Origin of the sequence: Bradyrhizobium sp. 6(2017), assembly GCF_011058295.2 — a bacterium.
Taxonomy (GTDB): Bacteria; Pseudomonadota; Alphaproteobacteria; order Rhizobiales; family Xanthobacteraceae; genus Bradyrhizobium; species Bradyrhizobium septentrionale.
Genome location: NZ_CP049289.2, coordinates 6,053,061 through 6,069,888, shown reverse-complemented (window position 1 = coordinate 6,069,888; position 16,828 = coordinate 6,053,061). Strand labels below are relative to the sequence as shown.

The 16,828-nt window shown below is 65.2% G+C and carries 14 protein-coding genes; all 14 read right to left on the bottom strand.

Features of this window, described 5'->3' with window-relative positions:
- Window positions 1–21: 21 nt before the first annotated feature.
- On the bottom strand, window positions 22–897 hold the full coding sequence (locus G6P99_RS28620; protein WP_084518406.1) for an FAD binding domain-containing protein: 876 nt from the start codon (window positions 895–897) through the stop codon (window positions 22–24).
- Window positions 894–1,907 carry an ABC transporter permease gene (locus tag G6P99_RS28615; RefSeq protein ID WP_029080242.1) on the bottom strand — a complete coding sequence of 338 codons (1,014 nt, stop codon included), beginning with the start codon at window positions 1,905–1,907 and terminating at the stop codon, window positions 894–896. Before G6P99_RS28615 ends, G6P99_RS28620 begins: the two co-directional genes overlap by 4 nt.
- Window positions 1,900–2,916, bottom strand: a complete 1,017-nt coding sequence (locus G6P99_RS28610; RefSeq protein ID WP_029080243.1) for an ABC transporter permease — start codon at window positions 2,914–2,916, stop codon at window positions 1,900–1,902. The genes G6P99_RS28615 and G6P99_RS28610 overlap by 8 nt, the downstream gene beginning before the upstream one ends.
- Entirely contained in the window at window positions 2,913–4,451 is a 1,539-nt protein-coding gene (locus G6P99_RS28605; protein ID WP_029080244.1) for a sugar ABC transporter ATP-binding protein, read from the bottom strand. The genes G6P99_RS28610 and G6P99_RS28605 overlap by 4 nt, the downstream gene beginning before the upstream one ends.
- A gap of 92 nt (window positions 4,452–4,543) precedes the next feature.
- Window positions 4,544–5,635: a TMAO reductase system periplasmic protein TorT gene (torT, locus tag G6P99_RS28600; RefSeq protein WP_051346151.1), complete on the bottom strand. Its 1,092-nt coding sequence runs from the start codon at window positions 5,633–5,635 to the stop codon at window positions 4,544–4,546.
- A gap of 79 nt (window positions 5,636–5,714) precedes the next feature.
- Window positions 5,715–7,676 (bottom strand): hydantoinase B/oxoprolinase family protein, encoded by a 1,962-nt coding sequence (locus G6P99_RS28595; protein ID WP_029080246.1) that lies wholly within the window; start codon window positions 7,674–7,676, stop codon window positions 5,715–5,717.
- A 4-nt stretch (window positions 7,677–7,680) separates the two neighbouring features.
- On the bottom strand, window positions 7,681–9,705 hold the full coding sequence (locus G6P99_RS28590) for a hydantoinase/oxoprolinase family protein (RefSeq protein WP_165124243.1): 2,025 nt from the start codon (window positions 9,703–9,705) through the stop codon (window positions 7,681–7,683).
- A 253-nt stretch (window positions 9,706–9,958) separates the two neighbouring features.
- A complete protein-coding gene (locus tag G6P99_RS28585; protein ID WP_029080248.1) occupies window positions 9,959–10,918 on the bottom strand; it encodes a helix-turn-helix domain-containing protein in 960 nt (319 codons plus the stop codon).
- Window positions 10,919–11,204: 286 nt separating this feature from the next.
- Entirely contained in the window at window positions 11,205–12,182 is a 978-nt protein-coding gene (locus G6P99_RS28580; protein WP_029080249.1) for a biotin-dependent carboxyltransferase family protein, read from the bottom strand.
- On the bottom strand, window positions 12,172–13,047 hold the full coding sequence (locus G6P99_RS28575) for a 5-oxoprolinase subunit B family protein (RefSeq protein ID WP_029080250.1): 876 nt from the start codon (window positions 13,045–13,047) through the stop codon (window positions 12,172–12,174). Before G6P99_RS28575 ends, G6P99_RS28580 begins: the two co-directional genes overlap by 11 nt.
- 33 nt (window positions 13,048–13,080) lie before the next feature.
- Window positions 13,081–14,493: an acetyl-CoA carboxylase biotin carboxylase subunit gene (locus tag G6P99_RS28570; RefSeq protein WP_029080251.1), complete on the bottom strand. Its 1,413-nt coding sequence runs from the start codon at window positions 14,491–14,493 to the stop codon at window positions 13,081–13,083.
- A gap of 14 nt (window positions 14,494–14,507) precedes the next feature.
- Complete coding sequence (locus G6P99_RS28565) at window positions 14,508–14,750, bottom strand: acetyl-CoA carboxylase (RefSeq protein ID WP_029080252.1); 243 nt, start codon at window positions 14,748–14,750, stop codon at window positions 14,508–14,510.
- 44 nt (window positions 14,751–14,794) lie between these two features.
- The gene (locus G6P99_RS28560; protein ID WP_029080253.1) at window positions 14,795–15,523 is read right to left on the bottom strand and encodes a LamB/YcsF family protein; all 729 of its coding nucleotides are present in this window, start codon (window positions 15,521–15,523) and stop codon (window positions 14,795–14,797) included.
- 105 nt (window positions 15,524–15,628) lie between these two features.
- Window positions 15,629–16,816 carry an ABC transporter substrate-binding protein gene (locus tag G6P99_RS28555; RefSeq protein ID WP_084518407.1) on the bottom strand — a complete coding sequence of 396 codons (1,188 nt, stop codon included), beginning with the start codon at window positions 16,814–16,816 and terminating at the stop codon, window positions 15,629–15,631.
- Window positions 16,817–16,828 lie beyond the last annotated feature (12 nt).

Genomic DNA, 16,828 nt, shown 5'->3' with positions numbered 1-16,828 from the left:
CCTGCTGCCTCCCTTATCTCGTCAGTTGGCAAGTGCCGTGGCGGCCGCGCGGCGCACCAGGCTCGGCAGCACGCTCACGCGATACCAGGGCGGCACCTCGACGCTGTCCCGGCCGGTGAACTCCGCGGCCAGTTCTGCGGCCATATCGGCCACCCGCGCGGGATCGAGCACTGCGCCAAGCAAGGCATCTTCCAGCCGCGCCCAACGGCGCGGGGTCTGTTCGACGGAACCGACGGCGATCCGGACCGCCTGGACATGGCTGGCGGTATCGACATTCACGGAGAGGCTGACGATCGCGACGGGATAGTCGCCTGATTTGCGCAGCGGCAGGCGGGCATGCGCGGTCCTGCGTTCTGTCCGGGGCACGATGATCCTGGTGAGCAACCGGCCAGGCGACAATGTCGATCGCCGCTTGAGAAAGTCGACCAGGCTCATGCGCTCGCCGGCGTCACGGCTTGCAATCTCGACCGCGGCATCGAGACAGAGCAGCGCCGGCACGCAATCGGCGGCGTAAAAACCCAGCGCCGACAGATTGCCGCCGACCGTTGCCAGCGCGCGAACGGCCGGGTTGGCCGAGCTGCCGGCAGCTGCCGCGAGCACGCCGAATTCCGGAAGGCCGGCCAAGGCTGCCGCCAGCGCCGCGTGCGTCACCGCCGCGCCAATCTCGATGGCATCCTTGCCGATCCGGATCGCACTGAGCTCGCCGATCTTGCCGATCGCGACATAATTTGGCCTGAGCGGTTCGTGCCGGATCGGTGACCGCATGATCCAGGTGCCGCCGGCAAAGGGGGCACCGGCAGCGCCGTAGTCGGCCAGCGCATCGAGCGCCGCCGGCAATGAGGGGGCAACGTAGATCGATGCTGTCCGATCGTCTTGCACGTGAGACCCGGCCGTCATTGGCTTCGCTCCTGTCGCAGGCGATCGAGCAGCACGCCGATGATGACGATCGCGCCGAGCACGACCATCTGGACGTAGCCATCGATGCGGGTGAGGTTCATGCCGTTGGACAGGATGGTCACGAACAGGGCGCCGAGCACCGCAGTGCCGACGCCGCCGCGGCCGCCTGCGAGGCTGGTTCCGCCGACCACGGCGCCGGCGATCGCCTGCAGCGACAGCGAGCCACCGAGATTCGGTTCGCCGGAGCCGGTGCGCGCCGTCATCATGATGGCGCCAAGCGCGGCGAGTGCCGAGCACAGCACATAGGTCAAGGTCAGGATCCGCTTCACCGGCAAGCCCGCCACCGCCGCCGCGCGCGGGTTGGTGCCGATGATGTAAAGCGAGCGGCCAAAGACGGTGCGCACCAAGGTCAGGTGCAGCACGATCCCGACCGCAATCGTGATTACGATGGCGGCGGGGACGCCGAGAACGTTGCCGCCATAGAAGATTTGCGAGAACAGGCTTGGTACGCCTTGTACCGGCCGTCCCGCCGACAGCGTCGTTGCGACACCGATCGCGATGTTGTAGCTGCCGAGCGTCGCAACAAAGGGGTTCACGCCGAGCAGCGCGACCACCACGCCATTGAACAGGCCACAGGCGATGCCGAGGCCGAAGCCGGCGGCGAGGCCGGCGAGCAGCACCGCGGTCGTGTCGTGGCCCGATGCCGTGGCGCCCGCCATCGCCAGCGCAGTGCCGACGCTGACCATCGACACCGTCGGGCCAAGGGCGAGGTCGAAGCCGCGGGTCAGGATCACCACGGTCTGCGCCATGGCGAACAGCGCGAGATAGCTGGTCTGCTGTGCGATATTGAGCAGATTGGCGGGCGAGAGCACGCGTCCGTCGACCGCGGCAAAGCCGAGCAGCAGGATGACCAGCGCAATCGGCAGCATCGCGCGCCAGAGCAATTGGGCCGGCAGCCTCTTTGCAAGTCCCGTATCTTTGGCTGCGACAGACAGCTCGACGTCAGACACGGGATTTCCTCCGTCGGCTGAGTTCGTCCAGCGCCACGGCAGCGACCATGATGATTCCGAGGAACACCGGCTGCAGGCGGGAATCGATGTGCAGCAAATTGAGCGCGTTGCCGAGGATGGTCAGGAACAGCGCGCTGATGGCGACGATCTCGATCCGGCCGACCCCGCCGCGCAGGCTAACGCCGCCGATCACGGCGGCGGCGATCGACTGCAACATCATGCGGTCGCCGCCAAAGCTTGCCTGGCCGGAGCCGACCTGCGCGGTGAGCAGGATTCCGGCGAGTGCGGCGAGTACGCTGGACACGACGTAGGTACCGACGATATGGCGCTGGACCGAGACGCCCGACACCACGGCCGCGTCGACATTGCCGCCGATCGCGTAGACGTAGCGGCCGAACAGCGTGCGCCGTTGCACGAACACCATGACGGCGATGACGGCGAGCGCGATATAGACCGCGGTCGGCAGGCCGAACACCTGGGCGCGCCCAAAGCCCTTCACGAAGACTTCCGGCATGCCGTAGACCGGGATGCCGCTCGTGATCATGAGGCCGACGCCTGCGGTCGCCGACATCGTGCCCAAGGTGACCACGAAGCCGGAGACCTTGAGCTTCGCGACGCAGAAGCCGCTGACCAGCCCGACCACCAGCCCGCAGCCGAGCCCGGCAGCGACGCCGCTTGCGATGATGAGGGCGTTGTTGCCGGGAAACGCCGCCGCCGTGATCGCCATGGTCTTGGCGGTCACCACGCTCGCCAGAGCAACGACGGCGCCGACCGAGAGATCGAAACCGCCTGCGATGATCACCAGCGCCTGGCCGCAGGCGACGATGGCCAGAAACGACGCGTTGCGCAGGATGTTGAGGATATTGATGATGCCGTAGAACTGGGGATCAATCGCCGACATGCCGGCAACGAGTGCCACCAGAAGCGCCGGCAGTAAGCCGATCCGCCCGACGATCGATTGAAGGCCGATCGATGTCTGCGGTCGGGCAGCGGCGAGGGTCGTGTTCATGCGACCTCCGCCGTGAGGTGATCCCTGAAGAAGCTCGCAAGCACGTTCTGCTCGGTCTTCTCGGCGCCCTTCAACTCGGCAGCGATCCGGCCGTTGTGCATGACATAAAGCCGGTTCGACAGTGCCAACACTTCCGGCAGTTCGGACGACACCACAATCACCGCCGCACCAGCCTCGACCAGGCGTTTCATGAACTCGTAGACTTCGAGCTTGGCGCCGACGTCGATGCCGACGCTCGGCTCGTCGAACAGGAACACGGTCAGTTCGCGCGTCAGGGCGCGGCCGAGCATCACTTTCTGACGATTGCCGCCGGACAGCGCACCGGCGGTGCGCTCGATGTTGGGCGGCCTGAGCTGCAACCGCTCCATGATGCCGGCGATCGTGACGCGCTCCGCGGCCTGTCGCAGCATGCCGAAGCGGGCGAAGGCGGGCAGGTCGAGCGCGGTCATCGATGCGTTCTCGCGGATCGGGCGCGACAGCGCCAGCCCTTCGGCGATCCGGTTGGCGGGGAAATAGGCAACGCCATGTTTCAGGCTGCGCCGCGGCGCCGGGAATTCGTAGGGCAGGCCGTCGAGGCGGACCACGCCGGAGGCAATCGGCGCAAGTCCGTAGATCGCCCGGATCAGCTCCGATTTGCCGCAGCCGACGAGGCCCGCAATGCCGGTGATCTCGCCGGCCTGGGCGTAGAAGTTCACGTCGCGAACGCTGCCATCGGTGAGCGTCAGGTTTTCGACATCGACCATCACCTTGTCCGGTTGGTGCGTGATCGCCGGAAACAGCAGGTCGATCTTGCGGCCGGTCATCAGCTCGACCAGCTCGCCATCGGTCGAAGAGGCGGCCTCGAGGGTGCGGATATGGCGGCCATCGCGCAGCACGGTCACACGATCGGCGAGCGCGCGGATCTCGCGCATGCGGTGCGAGACGTAGATCAGCCCGACATTCTGGCGCTTCAGCCGGGCAATCAATTCGAACAGCCGTCCGGTCTCCCGCTCGGTCAGCGAGGCGGTCGGCTCATCAAGGATCAACAGCCGCACCCGGCCAAGCAGCGCTTTGGCGATCTCCGCCATCTGCTGGTGCGCGCGCGACAGATCGTCGACGCGCTGCGAAGGATCGAGGTCGAAGCCGAGCTCGTCGATCAGCGCCGTGGCGCGCTTGCGCATCTCCCGCGCACGCAAAACGCCGCCGTTCGAGACCTCGCGACCGAGGAACAGGTTCTCTTCCACCGTCAGGCTCGGAACCAGTGAAAATTCCTGGAACACCGGACTGATGCCGATCGCGCGCGCCCGCTGCGGCGAGAGATGGCGGATTTCCTCGCCGCCGAAATGGAACGTGCCTTCGTCGGCGGCAAAGGTGCCCGACACCACGTTTATCAAAGTCGATTTGCCGGCGCCGTTCTCGCCGAACAAGACGTGCAGTTCGCCGGCGCGGACATCGAGATCGACCCGATCAAGCGCCCGGACGCCGGCAAATCGCTTCGAGATGCCCCGCAAGGCGAGCAGCGGCTCGGTCCGGTTCAAGTCGATATCGGCATCCATCTGCTTCTCCGTGCAGGTCCGACAAGCAGGCGAGAGCATCCTGCTCCCGCCCGCAATGCGTTGCCGGGGCTTACTTGGCGCTTACTTGCTGCTTACTTGGCCTTGACCGAATAGACCGGCGTCCAGCTTGCCGGCGCCAGCACGAGGTCCATCTGCAATTTCGGGACGGTAGTCTTGTCGATCACTGCGGCGATCGGCTGCACAAGCGCCATCACCGGCTTCTTCTCGATGAGACGCACAGCCTGGTCGATTGCGATCGCGCCTTCGCCGACTGGATACTGGGTTGCGAAGGCGAGGATGTCGCCGCGGTTGAGCGCGTCCAGCATCGCCTGGTTTTCATAGGACGACACGATCTTCAGATCATTTCGTCCGGCTTCGGCGACTGCGCCGATCGCGGCTTCCGCGGTGGGAGCGGTGCCCCAGATCACGTTCATGCTGGGGTAGGCCTGCAGCGCGTCCTGGATGAGCTGAAGTTGCACCGCGACGCCAGAGTCGCCGAACTTCTCGGCCAGGATCTTGGCGTTCGCGTTCTTGGCGACCGCCTTCTTGACGCCCTCGTTGAAAGATTCCGCCCAGCCCGAGCCGGCCGGACCGGGGAACGTGACGATGTTGAGCTTGTCGCCGGGCTTGGTCTGCGCCAGCAGGCCTTCGCCGGTGACCTCTCCCATGGCGACAAAGTCGACATAGTTGGCTGCGGGCAGGGCGTTGGGCGGCAGCGGGTTGGTGACCCCCACGACCGGCACGCCCTTGGCCTTGGCTTCCTCGAATTTCTTGCTGAGGCCCGCGCCGGAGATGGCGCCGACGATGATCGCGTCCGGTCCGCTCGCCATGCAGTCGTCGAATTGCGACAGCTGCTTGGGAAGGTTCTCGTAGCCGCCTGCTTCATACAGCGTCATGTTAACGTTCATGGTCTCGGCCTGCTTCACGATGCCGTAGGCGACAGCGACCCAGAAGCTGTCCTTCATGTGCGGGAACAGCACGCACAGCTTGTAGGGCTTCTCGGCCTTCGGCAGCGGCGTGTACTCCGCCGGCTTCGGGGTGCCGGACGAAGCGTCATAGACCTTCATCGGAAACCACGGCGTCTCGGCCGACGCCGGCGTGATCGCGGAGGCAAGGGCGAGGCTTGCAATGATGCCGAGGGTGGAGCGGATCGGTCGTATCCGACTGGCGGGATGGTTGGTCATGGTCTGTCCTCGTTGTTCGAATTGAAGGTGAGGCATGCACGCGCCGTGCCGCCGACGGGCGGCGCGGTATCTGGTCGGATCAGTCCGCGGCCCAGTTGGCGACCGAGCGCCGCTCGAACACTTCGCGGAACTGACGCGTGGATTCGGGAAGCAGCGCGCCGCTGCCCCAATCGAGGATCACCGCGTGCTGGCGGATCACGTCGAGGACGTCGAGCGCGCCGCTGCGGTAGCGCTGCGCCACGATTTCCGGATCGAGCCGCACATTGGCGACGCGCTCGCGCCTGATCCGGGAGCGCAGCGCATCGGTCGCGGCCTTGTCGACCTCGTATTCGCAAAGCTCGGCGTCGACGATCTGCACCACCACGCCATAGTCCTTGGCGGCGCGCGCGACCGAGACGTAGTCGTCCTTGATGTCTTCGATCACGAGGCGCGGATCGCGTTCGAGCGGGTCGCCGAAGCCGCCGCCGCCAGCGGTCGGCCGCGCGAACACGTCGCCTTCGCCGATCGGAACGTCGGAGAAGATCGAGCCGAGCCGTTCCGCAGGCTTGCTGCCGGCACGATGCAAGGTCAGGCCGTGCGGCATCGACGGCAGGCCGCCCTCGATGCCCCAGACGACGGCGCGCTCGCGGTCGCAGATGTAGGAGATCACGGTCTTCTCCGCCTGCAACATGCGCGACACCTTCTCGACGCCGGCGCCGCCGCGCCATTTGCCGGGCCCGGGCGAGTCGGTGAGGATCTCGCACTTCGTGGTCAGGATCGGGTTGGCGCGCTCCTGGCCCTCGACCGGCTGCGACATCAGCCCGGTTCCGAAGCAGGCGGTGGTGACGTTGCTGCCGTCCTTGCCGTTGCGTCCGCCCCAGCCGCCGGGCAGCCAGTCGTAGAACATGAAGATCGGCTTGTCGGAGCTGCGGGCGTCAAGGCCGCCGGTCAGCAGATATTCCAGGTTGAAGGCGCAGGCGAGCGCGCGCTCCGGCATCAGCTTCGACCACATCTCGTAGATCGAGTTCATGATCTTCTCGAACGGCATCAGGAAGCCGGTGACCGCGATCGGCCATTTGGCATCGACGATCGAGCCCTCCGGCGCGATGATGTCGAAGCAGCGGTAGAAACCGGAGTTGAGCGGCAGATCGGGGAAGAAGGTCTTCATGCCGGCCGCCACCGCCGAGAAGGTGGCGCCGAAGGCCGAATTGTAGATCGAGCCGATGGTCGGATGGCTTCCAGTGAAATCGTAGATCGCGCGATCGCCCTTGATCGTCATCTTGATCCTGATCGGGATCATGCCTTCGCCGCCGGCGGGGTCGCGGTCGATGAAGTCGACCGTCTCCCATTCACCGTCGGGCAGCGCCGCGATCCGCTGGCGTGCCGAGCGCTCGACATAGTCCTGCACCGCGGCAAGCCCGGTCTCGACGGTGTCGCGGCCATATTTGTTGACCAGGCGCAGGATCTCGCGCTCGCAGACTGCCGTGGCCTCGGCCTGCGCCTGGATGTCGCCGATGATCGACGCCGGATCGCGGGTGTTGGAGGCGATCAGATGCGCGACGTCCTTGCAGAAGCGTCCCTTGTCGAACAGGCGGATCGGCGTGATGCGCAGCCCCTCGCGGAACATCTCACGAGCGGCGACGTCGAACGAGCCCGGCACGCTGCCGCCGACGTCGGACCAATGCCCGTTCGACTGGCTGAAGGCGATGATCTTTCCGTCGGCGAAGATCGGCCGGATCAGACGTACGTCGGAGAAATGCGTGCCGCCGGCATAGGGGTCGTTGATTGCGAACACGTCGCCTTCGTGCATGTCGCCCTCGAAGTGACGCATGACGTCCTTGCAGGTGAAATGCAACGTGCCGACATGGACGGCGATGTCCTGATTGCCCTGGGCAGCGCACTCGCCTTTGGCATCGTGCAGGGCGCTCGAGAAGTCGCGGTTGTAGATCACGAAGGAGTAGCAGGTGCGCAGCACCTGCTCGCCCATCTGGTCGACGCTGGTGATGAAGGAATTCTTCAGCACTTCGAATGTGACGGGGTCGAGCGCAAGTTCTCCGGCCATCGGATCACTCCTTCACGCGAATGATGATGTTGAGGTATTTGTCGACCTCGGCGCTGGCGCCCGGTGGCACCACCGTGGTGGCGTCGACTTGCTCGATGATCGCGGGGCCCTGGAAGCTGAAACCGCAGGGCAGGTCGTCGCGCTGATAGACCGGCGTGTAGAGCCCGTTGCCCTCGAACCAGACCCGGCGCCGATCGACCGGCTCCGGGATCGCCCCGGTGGCCTTGTGCACGGCGAATTCGGCCTTGGGGACGACGCCGATGGCCTTCAAATTGAGGCGGAAGAAGCTGACCGGCGAGTCGTCCCGGCGGAAATTGTATTCACGCTTGTGCTCGGCGTGGAAGCTCTGGACGAGATCGCTGATCGGGCCGATCGGCCGCGGCGCGCTTACCGCGAGCGAGCGCCACTGGCCGCGATACATCATGTCGATCGACCGCTGCAGCACGATGTCCTGGGCGGCGACGCCCTCGTGGGTCAACCGCGCGAGCGCTTCCTTTTCTAGCACGGCGAACTGCGCCTCGATGTCGGCGGCATCGGCTTCATCGGCGCCGACCATGCAGCTTTGCGAGAAGTCGTGCTGCATGTCGACCAACAGACAGCCGAGCGCCGAGGTGACGCCGGGGTTCGGCGGCACGATCACGACGGGGATCGCGAGTTCGCGCGCGACGTCGACGCCGTGCAGGGCACCGGCGCCGCCGAACGCCACCAGCGCGAAATCGCGCGGGTCGTAGCCACGGCTGATCGAGATCAGGCGCACCGCATCCGACATGTTGGCGTTGGCGACCTTGAGAATGGCGTCCGCCGCCTCGTGCAGGCCGAGGCCGAACGGTTTTGCAACGCCATCCTCGACCGCCTGGTGGGCAAGCTCGGGATCGAGCGTCACCTTGCCGCCTGCGAGGCTGGTGCCGAGCCGGCCCATCGTAACGTTGGCGTCGGTGTTGGTTGGCTGCGTATTGCCGTTGCCGTAGCAGGCCGGCCCCGGATGGGCGCCGGCCGATTGCGGCCCGTTGCGCAGGGAGCCCGCCGGATCGGTCCAGGCCAGCGATCCGCCGCCGGCGCCGATGGTAAGCACCTCGATCGAGGCAAAGCGGATCGGATAGCCGAACTCGATGTACCAGTCCTTGGTGATGCGCGACTGGCCTTCATAGGCCAGCGACACGTCGGTCGAGGTGCCGCCCATGTCGAGGCCGATGGAATTGGGAAAGCCGCACAGACCGGCGATGTAGCGGCTGGCGATGGCGCCTGCGGCAATTCCGGAGCCGGCCAGACGTGCGGCGAAATCCTTGACGCTCGCGGGCGTCATGACGCCGCCGCCGGTGTGCAGCAGCAGCAGATCGCGGGTATAGCCTTCATCGGCGAGCCGGTCGCCGAGCCTGGTGGTGTAGCTGACGACCACCGGGCTCACGACGGCATTGGCGACCGTGGTCGAGAACCGTTCGTGCTCGAAGATTTCCGGCAGCACCTGCGAGGAGATCGATACCGGAATATCGGGCATTTCCTTGAGCAGGATGTCGCGCATCGCGCGCTCGTTCGCGCCGTTGAGATAGGCGTTCATGAAACACACCGCGATCGCGGCAACGCCGCGGCGCTTGAGGATGCGCGCAACCTCGCGCGCGGCGTCGACATCGAGCGGCTCGATCACCTTGCCGGCCGCATCGATGCGTTCGGGTACGGTCAGCCGGTCACGCCGCGGCACGTAGGGTTTGACCACGTCCTTGTAGGTGTCCCAGAGGTCTTCCTTGTTGGCGCGGCGGATTTCGATGACGTCGCGGAATCCCTGCGTGGTCACGACGGCGGTGCGCGGCAGCCGGCGCGTGATCAGCGCATTGGTCGCGACCGTGGTGCCGTGCGAGAACAGCGCGACTTTGGACAGGTCGATACCGGCCTTGGAGACGCCGCCCATGATGCCCTCGATGGGATCGCGCGTCGTTGCCGTCTTCTCGATGCGGATGAGGCCGCTTGCCTCGTCCATGATGCAGATGTCGGTGAAGGTGCCGCCGACGTCGACGGCAACGCGAAGGTTCTGCACGATACGACTTCCTTTCGAGCCCGGGCCGGACGAGGTCGTGACGCGACTGCGCGCGCCGGATCGACGATCCGGTTGGCTCAGACGATCGGTTCGACCGGCGGATTTCCGCAGATGTCGCGAGGATTGTAGGCAGGCCGCGGGCTCAGCTCTTGACGCTCAGCGCAGGAAGATTTGCGCTGGAGAGCACGAGGCGTTGGATTGCTGCCTAGCCTAACGCGCGATCAAAGCGGAGCGGGAGCAAGGCGGCGACGCGTCAGGGACGCGCCGTGCGCGATGCAGCCCGCGCCTCGCTCGGCGTGCAGCCGAAGCGGCTGCGGTAGTTGCGGCTGAACTGGGCCTGGTCGCCGAATCCCCAGTGATAGGCGATCTCCGAGATGCTCTTGCGGCACTGCGGATCGCGCAGCATGGCATCGCACATCGCCAGGCGCTGAGTGCGAACGTAGGTGCTGACGGTGATGCCTTCGCTTTCAAATAGCTGGTGCAGATATCTGAGCGAGATGCCGCACGCGTCCGCCACCATCTGCGGCGTCAGCCGCATGTCGTCGAGGCGAGTGCGGATAAAGTGCTCGCAGCGATGCAGATGGGCATTGCGGATCGTGGACGAATGCCCGGCCAGCACGCGCTCGTCGGACTCGACCGCCATCGCCAAGAGATCGATCAGGTGCCGGCCCATCATGGCTCGCGCCGGCTCGTCCATCTCTTCGATGCGTTCCCCGGCAAGGCGCAGCGTATCGACGAACAGTCCGCCGACGCTGCGGGTGCAGTCGAATTGCAGGGTTGCGAGCCGTTCGGGGCGCGAGATCCGCGCCTTCAGCACGGCACTCGGGATCTTCAGCACCCAGAGCGCCGTCGGATCGCGGTGGCTGAACTCGTAGGGCAAATGGCTGCGTTCGATCAGGAAAGCGCCGGGACGGCACAGCACCTCCTTGCCGTCCTGCGCGAAGCGGATTTCCGCAAGCTCCGGCACCGTGATCAGGAAACACTCTTCCCGTTCATTGAGCAGATGGCGCTCGTGCCGCTTGTAGAGCAGGCCGTCCGACACGTTGCGGGAGACCGAAAGCGGCCCGAGCGACCAGGCACCCAAACTGCCGTTGAAGTCGTGGCCTCCGAGAAAGCGAAGGTCGAGCGAGAAGTAGATGTCGGAAACGACTTGCTGCCAGTACTGCCGGCGTTGCTGCGCGGGAATGTCGTTTGTCGCGTAAGTGGTCTGCATCTTGCGCTCCGTCACTGCCGTCGACTGCTGTCTTGTCTTTATCTCTGCTGACACGGTCCGTTCCGGCGTTGGCCGTCGGCCCGTCGCAGCTCCTGCGACTTTCCTTCTTGCTATTCCCCTGCAACTCCCGTGCCCGAACGCGGGAGATAGGTTCTTGTCATGTTCCGCGCATTGCGCGATCGGATCACGCGCCGGACGCACAGAATGACGACATCTGCCGCACAGACAAGCGTGTCGAACGGACCCGGTCGACACGCTGCGTGTTGTCGAAGCCGCCCCGGCGCTGTTACGCCAGGGAACTGCGCAGCCGCGTCAGCAGTCCGGCGCGATGATGGCGCGCGGCAAGCGCCTGATCCATCCCGACCTTGACGAACCTCACCGGCGTGTTGGGCTGAAGCTGGCCGATCAGGTCCATGTCAGCCGCAATGACGGTGCCGACCATGAAATAGCCGCCGCCGGAAACCGCATCGCGATGCAACACAATCGGCTCGGTGCCGCCGGGCACCTGGATCGAACCGTAGGGATAGCAGGCGTCGGTGATGTTGGAGGGATCGGAGCCGGCCCCGAACGGAGGCTCGCGCGGAACGAATTCGAGCGGCTTGCCGCCCTTGAAGCGGTAGCCGATCCGGTCCGCTTCCGGTGCGACCTTCCAGGTATCGGAGAAGAAGCCGCTGCCGGCGGTCTCGGTGAGGCGGTGCCAATAAAGTCCCGGCATGGCGCGCAGCTCCGTCGGCATTCCTGCCGGCAGCCCGCGCAACTCCTTGGCGATCGTGCGGCCTTCCTCGGCCGGCGCCGCTGATGCGCCGACCGGCAATTCATCGCCGGCCTCGAGCTTGCGTCCCTTGAAGCCGCCGAGCGCGCCGAGCGCGTAAGTCGAGCGCGAGCCGAGCACCAGCGGCACGTCGATGCCGCCGGCGACCGCGATGTAGGCGCGCGCGCCCTGTTTGAGGAAATCGAACGAAAGCCTCTCACCGCGCTTCACCTTGAAGCTGGTCCAGCTCTCGCGCGGCGCGCCATCGAGCTTCGGCGGCAACTCGGCTCCGGTGACCGCGACGACGGCATCTTCGGTGAACTCAAGCTCGGGCCCCATGAAGACGGCTTCGAGCACGGCGGCGCCTTCCTCATTGCCGACCAGCAGATTGGCCGCCGCGAGCGCGTGACGGTCCATGCCGCCGGAGAGCGGGATGCCGATGTGATAATAGCCGGGACGACCGAGATCCTGGACGGTGGTCGCAAGTCCCGGTTTCAAGACCTTAATGGGCATGGAGCACCCCCTCGAGCTTGCGATTATAGGCATCGATGTCGCGGTTGAATTCGGTCAGCGAGAACGAGACGTTGCGGATCACGGGCGCGAAGCGGCCGGCATCGACATCGGCGACTGCGGCGTCATAGGCCGGCCGGTCGATCGGCTTCCACTTCACGATGTCGCCCGGCCTGAACAGGCACATGAAATCCCGGAGATAGCTGATCTTCTGGTTCGGATCGTAGATCGGCATCGGCGTGATGCCGAACATCTGGTAGCCGCCGGCGCCGCGCACCGAGTAGATGCAGCTGAAGCAGCCGCCATGTCCGACCGTCAGCTTCGGCGTGTCGGTACGTGGACGCAGATATTTCGGGGCCTGAAGCTGCCGCTTGCGGTCGACCATCTGGTAGAGGAAGGGCAGACCGGCAACGAATCCGACCATCGAGACGAACCAGGGCGCGCTGGAATGCGCCTTGACGAACGAATCGACGCTATCGAGGTTGTTGATGCGCGCCGCATATTCGAGATCGGTGCCGTCGGGATTCTGGTGGCGCTCGCGAAACCGCATCAAGGTCTCGTGCGTCCAGGGATCGTTGTAGAGCACCGGGATCTCGATGATCCGCGTCTTGATGACCGGCTCGGATTTCTCGGTCGACGAATCCAGCCGCTTCAGCTCGGCGAGGAGGTCGTCGGGCTTGATCTGATCCGGATCGAACTTGACCTGGTAGGACGCGTTGGCCGGGCAGATCTCGGTCACGCCCCTGATCCTGGCGTCGCGCACGGCGTTGGTGACGAAGAGGCTCTTGAAAAAGGCCTCCAGCGACATCGCTTCGTCGACTTCGGCAAAGATGTGCTCGTCGCCGCCGTAGGAAAATCTGGTTTGCATGGAACTGCGGCCTCCTGTTGCTGACGGGGCGGGTTATCGTGCGGTTGTCGGAGTGAGTGTCGCGGACGGCGGCGTCGTTGCCGCCGCAAGGGCCTCGGCATGTGACGCGAGCCACGGTTCGAGCCAGGCGGTGTGGAAACGCGAGGCCTGTACGTCGGGGTCACCTGCCAATGCCTGGTGCAACGGCTTGGTCGTCGCCAGCCCTTCGACCTCGAGCTCGGCGAGCGCGCGGATGAGCCGCGCGATGGCGCGCGGACGGTCGCGATCGTGAACGATCAGCTTTCCGAGCAGGCTGTCGTAGAAGGGCGGCACCGTGTAGCCGGCATAGAGCATGCTGTCGAAGCGCACCCCGTCTCCGCCGGGAATGCGGAGCGCGCTCACCGTGCCGGGGTTTGGCAGGAAGCCCTTTGCAGGATCCTCCGCATTGATGCGGACCTCGATCGCATGGCCGTCGACCTGCACCTGATCCTGACGGATGCGGAGCGGTTCGCCGCCCGCAATCCGGATCATCTCGACCACCAGGTCGATCCCGGTCACCATCTCCGTCACCGGATGCTCGACCTGGATGCGGGTGTTCATCTCGAGGAAGTAGAATTCATGGCTGCGGTCGTCATAGAGATACTCGATCGTCCCGGCGCCGCGATAGTTCACCGCCTTGGCGAGCGCGACCGCTGACGCGCAGAGCAGTCCACGCACCGCTGGGGTCAGCGACGGCGAGGGGGCTTCTTCCCACACCTTCTGACGGCGGCGCTGCAACGAGCATTCGCGTTCGAAGCAGTGAATGACGTCGTTGCCGTCGCCCAGCACCTGCACCTCGATATGCCGGGCGCCTTCGACCAGCTTCTCGACATAGAGGCCGCCATCGCCGAACGCCGCCAGTGCCTCGGCCTGCGCCTGCGGCATCAAATGATGAAATTCCTCCGCGGTTCGCGCAATGCGGATGCCGCGCCCGCCGCCGCCGGCCGCGGCCTTGATCATCACCGGGAAGCCGGTCGTTTCGACCAGCGCGAAGGCGGCCTCGGCGGCCTCCAGCCGTCCGCGGCTGCCCGGGACCGTCGGAACGCCGGCGGCAGCCGCCGCTTCGCGGGCGGCAACCTTGTCGCCCATCAGGCGGATCGATTCTGCGGTGGGTCCGACAAAAATAAGGCCGGCGGCTGCGACCGCCGCGGCGAAGCTCGCGTTCTCCGCAAGGAAACCATAGCCGGGATGGATGGCGTCGGCACCGGTGGCCTTGGCCGCGGCGAGGATCGCATCCTGGTTGAGATAGGATTTCGAGGCCTGCGGCGGACCGATGTCGACCGCCTCGTCGGCGAGGCGGACGGCGAGCGAGTCCCTGTCGGCCTTGCTGTAGACCTGCACGGTCGCAATGCCGAGTTGGCGGGCCGCGCGGTTGATCCGCACGGCAATCTCGCCGCGGTTGGCAATGAGGAGCTTCTTGATCGTCATGGATGCTGGTCGGCTCAAACGTCGATCTCGGCGATGGGCTGGCCGGCCATCACGGCTTCTTCGTTCTCCGTCAGGAAGCGCACGATCTTGCCCGCTGCGCCTGCCTTGACCTCGTTGAATGATTTCATCACCTCGATGAGGCCGATCGTGTCGTCTTCCGTGATGCTGTCGCCGTCAGATTTGTAGTCCGGCTTGTCGGGGGCGGGCTTGCGGTAGAAGATGCCCGGTAGCGGCGAGAGTATCTGCTGAGTGGCCATGGAATGTCCTCGTGTGTTCGCTTCGATCGTCGTGGCGCGATGCGTCAGGGCGCCGTCAGATAGGGACGCACCGCTTCGCGAACCGCCTCCGCGATGGCAACCGCATTGGGTGTGTCGGAATGGATGCAGATGGAATCGGCCCCGACAATGATGTCGTTTCCGGCCACCGTGCGGGTCTTGCCCTCGTTCACCGCGCGCGTGCAGCGTGAGGCCGCATCGACGGGATCCTTGGCGTCGTGTTCGCGGGTGATGATGAGGCTGCCGTCGGCGTTGTAGTCGAGATCGGCATAGTATTCGGCGACGAAGGTGTGGCCGCGGCGCTCGTAGACCTTCTGATGCAGCGTGCCCTTCATGCCGAGCAACGGCACCTTGTAGACATCGGCGGCGTCGGCGACTGCCTCCGCGATGTCCTCGTTGCGGGATGCCATGCCGTACAGCGCGCCGTGCGGTTTAATGTGATTGAGCGGCATGCCCTCGGCATCGAGGAACGCCTTGAGCGCACCGATCTGATAGAGCAGGCAGTTCGCGAGCTCGTCGCGATCGATCTTCATCTCCCTGCGCCCGAAGCCCTGCAGATCAGGCAGCGACGGGTGGGCGCCGACTTTGACGCCATGCTGCCTGGCCAGTTGCACGGTCTTGCGCATGTGGTTGAAGTCGGAGGCATGAAAGCCGCAGGCGACGTTCGCGACGTCGATATGAGGCATCAGGGCCTTGTCATCGCCCATCCTGTAGAGTCCGTAGGCTTCGCCCATGTCGCAATTGATGACGACCATATTTCACTTTCCTCCCGTTGTCCTGTTCCGGGTTGTTGCGTGTGATCCGATCGGCCGGCCCGCTTGCGGATGCGACGAGGCATCCGCACGCGGCGCGCGGCGAGCCTATTTGGAGATCAAATAGTCGACCGGGATTTTTTCCGAGATCGTCCACTGATCGATCACCTTCGGTTTGCCGGCCTCGGTGTCGACGATCAGATAACGGCCCTGGTTCTGGTGGTGGATGTCCTTGGTGAAAGTGCGCGGCCCGAACAGCGTCGACTCGTTGTTCATTTTCTCGAGCTCGGCCACCACGCCCGCAGCGTCGGTCGTCTTGGCGCGTTCGACCGCCTTGGCCCAGACGTCGATCAGGACGTAGCCCGGATAGACGTACTGGCTGGACGGATCGCCGCCGGTGACTTCCTTGTACTTCTTGTTGAACTCGTTGACCTTCGGGTTCGGATCGTCGCCATAGACCGAGCCTTGCACCGGGACGTAGAAGTTCGACAGGTCGGGCACGGCGTTCAGCCAATAGCTGCCGTCGACGCCCGAGCCGTTGAGGATCATCGATTTGATGCCGGCGGCGCGGATCTGCTTGATGGCAGAGACGGCGCCCGGCATCATGGTGCAGAGCATGATGGCGTCGGGTTCCTTGGGCAGGCTCTTGATCCGCGTGATCTGGGATGCGATCGAGGCGTCGTCGTTCTTGAAGGTGTCGCTGCCGGCGAGGGTGGCGTCCTTCAGACGAGGCAGCATCCAGTCGAAGCCGTCGCAGATGCCCTTGTTGTAGACGGTCCAGCTGTCGAGCAGCCGGTAAAAGCTGCGGACATTCTTCTTGGTATAGGCCCATTCCGACATGGTCGCGCCCTGCACCGGCGCCAGCACCGAGGCCGAGAACGAGAACGGCCCGACGCCGGGGATGCCGGCCTTGATCGATTCGGCGCACAGGAAGAAGGAGACCTTGCCGGCCGCCTGCGCCTGCAGCGCGGCCGGCGCGCCGAAATCGTAGTCGCAGGAGACGATGACGAGGTCGGCACCCTGGTCGAGCACCGCAAGTCCTGCCTTGGCACCTTCGGCCTGGTCGGTCTTGGTGTCGGCGAACACCGGCTTGATCTTCTTGCCAAGCAGGCCGCCCGCCTTGTTGATCTCGTCGATGCGGATCAGGGCGGCATCCTGCGCCGGCTTGTCATAAGCCTGCATGAAGCCCGACGCGGCGGTCGCGAACCCGACCACGATCTCGTTCGCGGCGTGGGACGGTGTGAGCCACAATGTGGACACGCCGGCCAGTATCCCCAGTATCTTGGTAAAACGCATGATCCACTCCTC